Consider the following 7,631-nt stretch of genomic DNA (forward strand, 5'->3'; position numbering starts at 1 on the left):
CGGTGGGGGAGAGGGGGAACAGCGCATCGAGGCCGAGCATGTGCCATATCTGCTGGTAGTGGTCGTTGAAGGCGGCGAGGCGCAGTGCGCCGGAGCAGGCCTCCGCCGTCCGCGACAGCCTGATCAGCATGGTGATGCCCGAGGAGTCGAGGTACTCCATCTCGGAGGCGTCCACGACCAGGGTGGTGAAGCCGCGCTTCACGAGGTCCTCGCACTGCGCGCCGACGGCCGAGGCGTTGTCGTAGTCCACCTGCCGGGGCAGCTTCACGACCGCCGTGTTCTCGCCCTGCGTCCGCACCGTGAGCATCAGGTACCGGGTACTCCCGTCTGGTTCTGGCTTGCCCCGTCGCGTCGTCGCGGGGGCCCGGTGCTCCGTGTTCCCGTCGGTCCACCGGTGTACGTCGGCTCTCCACGTGTGTTCGCGCACAGCCTCACGGCAGTTCGGTGTGGAGACGCACCGTGGTGCCCTCGTGCGGCGAGGAACGGATCTCCACCAGGTCCGTGAGCTGGTGGACGAGCCACAGTCCGCGGCCGCCGATCTGGCGGGCGTTCGGCCGCAGCCGCCCCGTGAGCGGATTCTCCATGTACCCGGTGTCCCGGAACTCGCACACGAGGCGATCGTCCTCGCTCCAGGTGCGCAGCACCCCCTGGCCGCCGCCGTGCCGGATGCTGTTGGTCGCCACCTCGGTCGCGGCCAGGTGCAGCTCACGCAGCCGCCGTCCGCCCAGGCCGTGCTCCTCGGCGCAGGCGGTGATCTTGCCGCGCAAGGCGGGCAGATCACCGCTGGTGTAGGCGAACTCCTCATACGGGTCGCACGGGTGGGTGAGCGGGACGAAGGCGTAGGGCGCCTGGGAGTCGTAGTCCTCGCAGGGCATCGTCCTGCCGTCCCTGCGCATCTCCGGATGGCACCTGGCCATGTCCTGCAGACCGCCCTCGTCGTGGGCGACGTCGTAGGGGCACAGCAGCCACCAGGCCGGGCCCTTCGCGAATGCCTTGTTCAGCAGCCACTCGTGATAACGCAGCTCCGCGGCCTCGGCGGGACTGCGGACCTGGTCCCAGGGGGACTCGCCGATCCCGCGGACCGGCCGTCCCTCCTCGACGTGCTTCTCGATCCATCCCTGCCAGGAGTCGATGAGCCGGCCCGGACGACGCGCCACCCGGCTGGTGTCGACGTAGCGGACGGCGTCGTCCTCGCGGATCTCGGCGCGCAGCATGGACGCCTTGTCCTCCGGGACGGCCACCACGACGGCCTCGCCGCCCTCGAGCGCGTCCTCGATGAACCGCAGGGTGCCCTGGACGAACTCGTCCCCTCCCGCGTACGGGTAGAGCTCGTGCCGGTACCCGCCGCCCGGCGTTGTGGTGGTCTGCTGGAGTGAGGCGGTCATGGCGCCATCACCACCGGAATGTCGGGGACCGCGAAGCCGGACAGCTTCCAGGCTAGTCGCACGGTCTCGTTGGCCCCTTCCAGAACCACCTTGCGGTCCGGAAGGTGCCGGGCCGCGTCGGCCAGGGCGCTCATCCCTGCGGCGTCGAAGAACTCCAGGGCGTGACAGTGCAGGCGCACCGTGGCCGCCCGTGCGAGGAGGGTGCACAGGACGGTGCCGAACAGCAGCGCGCCGTCGCTGTCGACGATCCCGTCCACGGCCCACCCCTTCCGGCCCGCCCGATACACCCGGAATGCCGTTGACGCAGGACGACTGCCCAGATGGTGGGGGTGCACGCACGCGATCTGGTCGAGCGTGGAGGGATCCCAGCCCGCGCCGCTGTAGGCGCAGACCACCATGGCCCCGGTGTCGGCCGCGAACTCCTCGAGCTCCAACTCGCTGCGCAACAGCTCACCTGCCGGCTTCGTGGGGAAGGCGGGCCGCACATGGTGGAGCACCCGGAGCGAGCGGAAGCCCTCGCGGCCGGCGGTGGCCGCCTCGCGGCGCACCGCGGCGAGCAGGGAGACGTCCAGCCGGGCCGGGTCGAGGACGAGCTGGGCGAACTCGCTCCCTCCCTGGAGGCCGGGCCCGACGATCAGCACCTTGTCACCGTGCAGCGCTCCGTCCGCGACGAAGGCCCTGCTGCGGTCGATGACGTCCTCGGTGCGATCCAACACCTGGCAGACGTGGTCACCTGTGTCGACCTCGTCCAGCGTTGTCAGCGTGCGCGGCGCTCTCACTACTCCTCCCTCGTTTCCTGGCATCACTCTACTGATGTCCGCACGTGCCCACGGCAGGCCCGCCCGGAGCGCCTTGCCTGGTCCCCGGCACAGGAGGATCGTGGAAGAGGGGCCGACGGTAGCCGGAACACGGCATCGCGCCGTCGCGTGGCGGACCCGCCAGGACCCACACGATCCCGAGCCTTGCCGCACGAACGGCGCACATCCGCACATCGGACAGCGCACAGAGTGGAGAAGGCGATGAACGGGCCTGTGAGCGGACCCTTCGGAGGACAGCCGGAGCGGGCCGAAGCACGACGGGACGAGCCGACGTACACCGGTCGGTACGTGGTCCTGCTGGACCAGGCCGAGGCGCGGCAGGGCATCGAGGGCCTGCGGTCCGCGGTCGGCGTGCAGAGCGTCGAGACGGTGTCGGGAGCGGACCCCGACGAGGCCAAGGAGGTCCTGGCGGCGACCGACACCTCGGTGCTCTTCGACAACCTCGGCGTCGCGGTCGTCGACACCGATCCCGACCAGCGGCACGCGCTGGTCACCGCCGCCGAGACCAGCCCCTCGGTCGTCGCGGCCGAGCCCGAGCGGTACGTGTACGCCCTGATGATCACCGAGGCGGAACGCACGGTGACCCACTCCTACCCGGCCTACCGCAGCGACGACGACCAGGTCGCCCGCCAGGCCAGGGCGGAGGTGACCGCCCACCGCGGGCCCACCTGGGACGAGATGAACTGCACCTGGGGCCTGCAGGCGATCCGGGCCAACTTCTCCACCCTGACCGGACGCGACGTCAAGGTCTGCGTCCTGGACACCGGCGTGGACACCGACCACCCGGACCTCGCCGACTGCCTGGAGCAGACCGCCTCCTTCATCGAGGGCGAGAGCGTCGAGGACGGCAACGGCCACGGCACGCACTGCATCGGCACCGTCGCCGGTCCGGCCGACCCGGCGAACGCGCCCCGCTACGGCGTCGCAGGCGACGCCCGGGTGCTGGCGGGCAAGGTCCTCAGCAACCGCGGCTCCGGGACCGACGGCCAGATCCTCGCCGGGATGTCCTGGGCCGTGTCGCAGGGCGCCAAGGTGATCTCCATGTCGCTCGGCGCGTCCGTCGAGCCCGGTGAGCTCTTCCCGCAGACCTACGAGCAGGTCGCCCGGCGCGCCCTGCGCCTGGGCACCGTGATGGTCGCCGCCGCCGGGAACGAGAGCCGGCGCCCCGGAGTGGTCAGGCCGGTCGGGCGGCCCGCAAACTGCCCCTCGATCCTGGCCGTCGCCGCGCTCAACAAGGACGTGGCCACCGCGTTCTTCTCCTGCGGCGCGATCAACGGGGAGGGCGGCGAGGTGAACATCGCCGCACCCGGTGTCGGCATCTTCTCGGCCGCCCCCGACGGCTCCTACCAGTCGCTGATGGGCACCAGCATGGCCACGCCGCACGTCGCCGGAGCCCTGGCGCTGTACGCCGAGGCGGACCCCGCGATGGCGGCGGACGCCCTGCGCGACCGGATGCTGGCCGGCGCCTATCCGCTGCCGCAGCCCGCCGAGGACGTCGGCGCCGGGCTGCTCCAGGTCCCGTGAGCGAGCCGGACCCGCCCAGGACGGTCGGGGTCGTCCTCGCGGTCGACCCCGACCGGTTCGAGGAGGTGGTGGAGGCGCTGCGGCGGGCCGGGCTTCGGGTGGCGGCCGAACAGCCGCTGCTCGGCTCGCTGTCGGGGACCGCCGCGGAGGACCGGCTCCCCGCGCTGGCGGCCGTCGACGGCGTGCTGGCGGTCGACCTCGACCGCACCGTCACCCTGCCCGATCCCCGCTCGCCCCTGCAGTGACCACGGCGACGGCGCCCGCCCCCGCTCGGGAGGGGGGCGGGCGCCGTCGTGACGTGCGGGTCGGACCGGTGTCGGACCCTGGTCAGGCCGTGGTCGACGCGGCCGCCGGGGCGGCCTCGCCCGCCCCGGCGGCCTCCGGGGCCTCGGCCTCGTCCAGGGCGACGTCCTTGGTCTCCTTGCCGAGGAGCAGCGCGACCAGCGTCAGCAGGCCCATGACGGACAGGTAGACGCCCACCAGCCACGGCGAGCCGTCACCGGCCTCCCACAGGGCGACGGCGATGAACGGGGCGACCGCCGCGCCGAGGATCGAGCTCACGTTGTACGAGATGCCGGAGCCGGTGTAGCGCACGCTGGTCGGGAACAGCTCGGGCAGCAGCGCGCCCATGGGGCCGAAGGTCATGCCCATCAGCGCGAAGCCCAGCACCAGCCACAGCACCACGCCGACGGTGCCCAGCCCGATCAGCGGCACCCACACCAGGCCGAAGACGATGATGCCGGCCGTCACGGCGATCAGCGTGCGACGCCGTCCGTACCTGTCGGCCAGCGGGCCGGAGACCAGCGTGAAGACGGCGAAGAAGAGCACGCCGAAGATCAGCATCAGCACGAAGGTGGTGTAGCCGTACCCGAGGCCCGGGACGGCGGCGTCCGTCGGGGTGCGGCCGAAGCTCAGCGAGAAGGTCGTCATCAGGTAGAAGAGGACGTACGTCGCCAGCATGAAGAAGGTGCCCAGCACCAGCTGCTTCCAGTGGCCCCGGAAGACGGTGGCCAGCGGCAGCTTGCGGACCAGGCCGGCCTCGCGGGTGCGGGTGAACACCGGGGCCTCGACCAGCCGCATCCGCACCCACAGGCCGATCGCGACCATCACCGCGGAGAACAGGAACGGGATCCGCCAGCCCCAGTCGAGGAAGGCCTCGGAGGGCTGCGAGGGGTCGGCCCCGGCCGCGGACGGCAGCAGCGCGCCGATGAGGAGGAACAGGCCGTTGCCGATGATGAAGCCCAGCGGGGCGCCCAGCTGCGGGAAGGTGCCGAAGAGGGCGCGCTTGCCCTTGGGGGCGTTCTCGGTGGCGATCAGCGCGGCGCCGCTCCACTCGCCGCCCAGCGCGAAGCCCTGGGCCAGCCGCATCACCACGAGGAGCGCGGTGGCGACCCAGCCGGCCTGCGCGTAGGTGGGCAGCACACCGATCAGGAAGGTCGCGATGCCCATGGTGAGCAGCGAGGCCACCAGGGTCCCCTTGCGGCCGAGGCGGTCGCCGAGGTGACCGAAGACCATCGCACCGATCGGACGGGCCACCATCGCGGCGCCGAAGACGGCGAAGGAGGAGAGCAGCGCGGTCGTGGGGTCGTCGCTCGGGAAGAAGAGCGCGGGGAACACCAGGACGGCGGCCGTGGCGTAGATGTAGAAGTCGTAGAACTCGATCGTGGTGCCGATGAGGCTGGCCACGAGGACGCGCGAGCGCGGGTTGGCCGGTGCCGGCGCGGAGCCTGTGGATGCGGGTGCTGGTGTTGCGGACATGTTCGTTCTTTCGCGCGAGGGGGAGGGCCGTCGGCGCCGTGTCGGCGGCCCGCACGACGGAACGCGTCATTCCGGAAGAAGGGCGCGCCCCGTACTGCCCTCCGACCATTTCATGATCGTCTCATAGTTCGGCAAAGCCGTCTCGCTGGATGAGACGTGCGGTGACATTGCGGAAGTCCTCCCGCACCACCCCCGACGGGGCCCTTCGGCCGTCACGCAGGGGGATGGGAGGATGACCCCGTGACTCTCCCGACCTCCGTGGACGTCCTCGTCGTCGGCGCCGGCCCGGCCGGTTCCTCGGCCGCCGCCTGGCTGGCCCGCGCCGGCAAGGACGTGCTGCTCACCGACGCCGCGACCTTCCCCCGTGACAAGACCTGCGGCGACGGCCTCACCCCGCGGGCCGTCGCCGAGCTGGTCCGGCTCGGGCTGGAGGACTGGCTGCGCACCCACACCGTCAACCAGGGCCTGCGCGCGCACGGCTTCGGCCGCACGCTCCACCTGCGCTGGCCGGGCGGCTCGCTGCCCGACTGGGGCTCCGCGGTCCCGCGCACCGAGCTCGACGACCACCTGCGCACCGTGGCCATGAAGAGCGGCGCGGCGGCCCAGGACGGCGTCCGCGCGCTGGACGCCGTGATGGAGGACGGGCGTGTGCGCGGCGTGCGGTTCCGCGTCGGCAAGGGGGACGACGCTCCGGTCGAGACGGTGCTCTGCCGCCGGCTGGTCGTCGCTGACGGCGTGCGCTCGCCGCTGGGCAAGGCCCTCGGCCGCGAGTGGCACCGCGACACCGTGTACGGCGTGGCGGGCCGCTCCTACGTCGCCTCCGACCGCTCCGACGACCCGTGGATCAGCAGCCACCTCGAGCTGCGCGACGAGAAGGGCGCGGCCCTCGCCGGCTACGGGTGGATCTTCCCCCTCGGCAACGGCGAGGTGAACCTGGGCGCCGGCACCCTCGCCACCGCCAAGCGGCCCGCCGACGTCGCCATCAAGCCGCTGATGCGCCACTACGCCGAACAGTGCCGGGAGGACTTCGCCCTGCGCGGCGAGCTGCGCGCCCAGACCTCCGCCCTGCTGCCGATGGGCGGCGCGGTCTCCGGTGTCGCCGGCCCCAACTGGGCGCTGATCGGCGACGCGGCCGGCTGCGTCAACCCGCTCAACGGCGAGGGCATCGACTACGGCCTGGAGACGGGCCGGCTGATCGCCGAGATCCTCGAGGATCACGACGACCTGGCGACGGTCTGGCCCGAGGTCCTGCGCGGTCACTACGGCGAGGCGTTCTCCGTCGCCCGCCGCCTGGCCGGCCTGGTGACCGTGCCCCGCCTGCTCCCCGCCCTCGGCCCGGTCGGCATGCGCTCCCAGCTGCTGATGACGCTCGCGCTGCGGTGGATGGGCAACCTGGTGACCGACGAGGACCGCGACGCCGCGGGCCGCCTCTGGCGCTGGGCGGGCCGCCGCTCGATCTCCCTGGACCACCGCAAGCCGTTCGCTTAGGCCCGCGGCGGCCCGGGGGCACGGCCTGCGCCCGGCCGAAGGCCATGTCGGATTCCTGCCAGCCTCCGGCCCTTCGATGCCGGATGCTGGAGGCATGCGGAACGGAATGCATCTGGACGTGGAGCACTGTGTGCGGGCCGTGCGGTCGAGGGACGCGCGGTTCGACGGGTGGTTCTACACGGCCGTGCTCAGCACCGGAATCTACTGCCGGCCGAGCTGCCCGGCGATGACGCCCAAGCCCGAGAACATGGTGTTCCACCCCAGCGCGGCCGCCTGCCAGCAGGCCGGCTTCCGCGCCTGCAAGCGCTGCCGGCCGGACACCACGCCCGGGTCGCCGGAATGGAACGAGCGGGACGACGTCGTCGCGCGGGCCATGCGGCTGATCGCCGACGGGGTGGTGGACCGGGAGGGGGTGCCGGGGCTGGCGTCCCGGCTCGGGTACAGCACGCGGCAGATCGAGCGGCAGCTGCTGGCCACGCTCGGCGCGGGGCCGCTGGCCCTGGCAAGGGCCCAGCGGGCGCAGACCGCGCGCATGCTGATCGAGACGACCGCGCTGACCATGGCGGACGTCGCCTTCGCCGCCGGCTTCTCCTCGGTGCGCAGCTTCAACGAGACCGTGCGCGAGGTGTACGCGCTCACCCCGGGGCAGCTGCGGGAC

The 7,631-nt window shown here is 72.4% G+C and carries 8 protein-coding genes; 4 read left to right on the forward strand and 4 right to left on the reverse strand.

What is annotated here, in order from left to right; translation table 11 throughout:
• From ACOV8S_RS05890 to ACOV8S_RS05900, 3 genes are all read right to left on the reverse strand, one after another.
• Positions 1 to 307: STAS domain-containing protein (locus tag ACOV8S_RS05890; protein ID WP_448316469.1), on the reverse strand; the 307-nt coding region annotated here is incomplete at its 3' end.
• Between the two features lie 124 nt (positions 308 to 431).
• Positions 432 to 1,385: an anti-sigma factor RsbA family regulatory protein gene (locus ACOV8S_RS05895; RefSeq protein ID WP_448316471.1), complete on the reverse strand. Its 954-nt coding sequence runs from the start codon at positions 1,383 to 1,385 to the stop codon at positions 432 to 434.
• Positions 1,382 to 2,164 carry an MEDS domain-containing protein gene (locus ACOV8S_RS05900; protein WP_448316472.1) on the reverse strand — a complete coding sequence of 261 codons (783 nt, stop codon included), beginning with the start codon at positions 2,162 to 2,164 and terminating at the stop codon, positions 1,382 to 1,384. Before ACOV8S_RS05900 ends, ACOV8S_RS05895 begins: the two co-directional genes overlap by 4 nt.
• 252 nt (positions 2,165 to 2,416) lie before the next feature.
• On the opposite strand from ACOV8S_RS05900, the gene ACOV8S_RS05905 reads away from it, so the two are divergent.
• On the forward strand, positions 2,417 to 3,727 hold the full coding sequence (locus ACOV8S_RS05905; RefSeq protein ID WP_448316473.1) for a S8 family peptidase: 1,311 nt from the start codon (positions 2,417 to 2,419) through the stop codon (positions 3,725 to 3,727).
• On the forward strand, positions 3,724 to 3,972 hold the full coding sequence (locus ACOV8S_RS05910; RefSeq protein ID WP_448316475.1) for a hypothetical protein: 249 nt from the start codon (positions 3,724 to 3,726) through the stop codon (positions 3,970 to 3,972). Before ACOV8S_RS05905 ends, ACOV8S_RS05910 begins: the two co-directional genes overlap by 4 nt.
• An 82-nt stretch (positions 3,973 to 4,054) precedes the next feature.
• On the opposite strand, the gene ACOV8S_RS05915 is transcribed toward ACOV8S_RS05910, so the two are convergent.
• Positions 4,055 to 5,485 carry an MFS transporter gene (locus ACOV8S_RS05915; protein ID WP_448316477.1) on the reverse strand — a complete coding sequence of 477 codons (1,431 nt, stop codon included), beginning with the start codon at positions 5,483 to 5,485 and terminating at the stop codon, positions 4,055 to 4,057.
• 240 nt (positions 5,486 to 5,725) lie between these two features.
• Here ACOV8S_RS05915 and ACOV8S_RS05920 point away from each other — a divergent pair, with 240 nt between their 5' ends.
• Together ACOV8S_RS05920 and ACOV8S_RS05925 are read left to right on the forward strand one after the other, a co-directional pair.
• Entirely contained in the window at positions 5,726 to 6,973 is a 1,248-nt protein-coding gene (locus ACOV8S_RS05920; protein ID WP_448316478.1) for a geranylgeranyl reductase family protein, read from the forward strand.
• Positions 6,974 to 7,067: 94 nt separating this feature from the next.
• A partial coding sequence (locus ACOV8S_RS05925) for a bifunctional transcriptional activator/DNA repair enzyme AdaA (RefSeq protein WP_448316480.1) occupies positions 7,068 to 7,631 on the forward strand: 564 nt, incomplete at its 3' end.

The sequence above is a fragment of the Streptomyces sp. CO7 genome, assembly GCF_053474865.1.

Coding starts and splice junctions, on each gene's coding strand:
- ACOV8S_RS05915 (WP_448316477.1), bottom strand. CDS start 5,485: ATGTCCGCAACACCAGCACCCGCATCCACAGGCTCCGCGCCGGCACCG.
- ACOV8S_RS05895 (WP_448316471.1), bottom strand. CDS start 1,385: ATGACCGCCTCACTCCAGCAGACCACCACAACGCCGGGCGGCGGGTAC.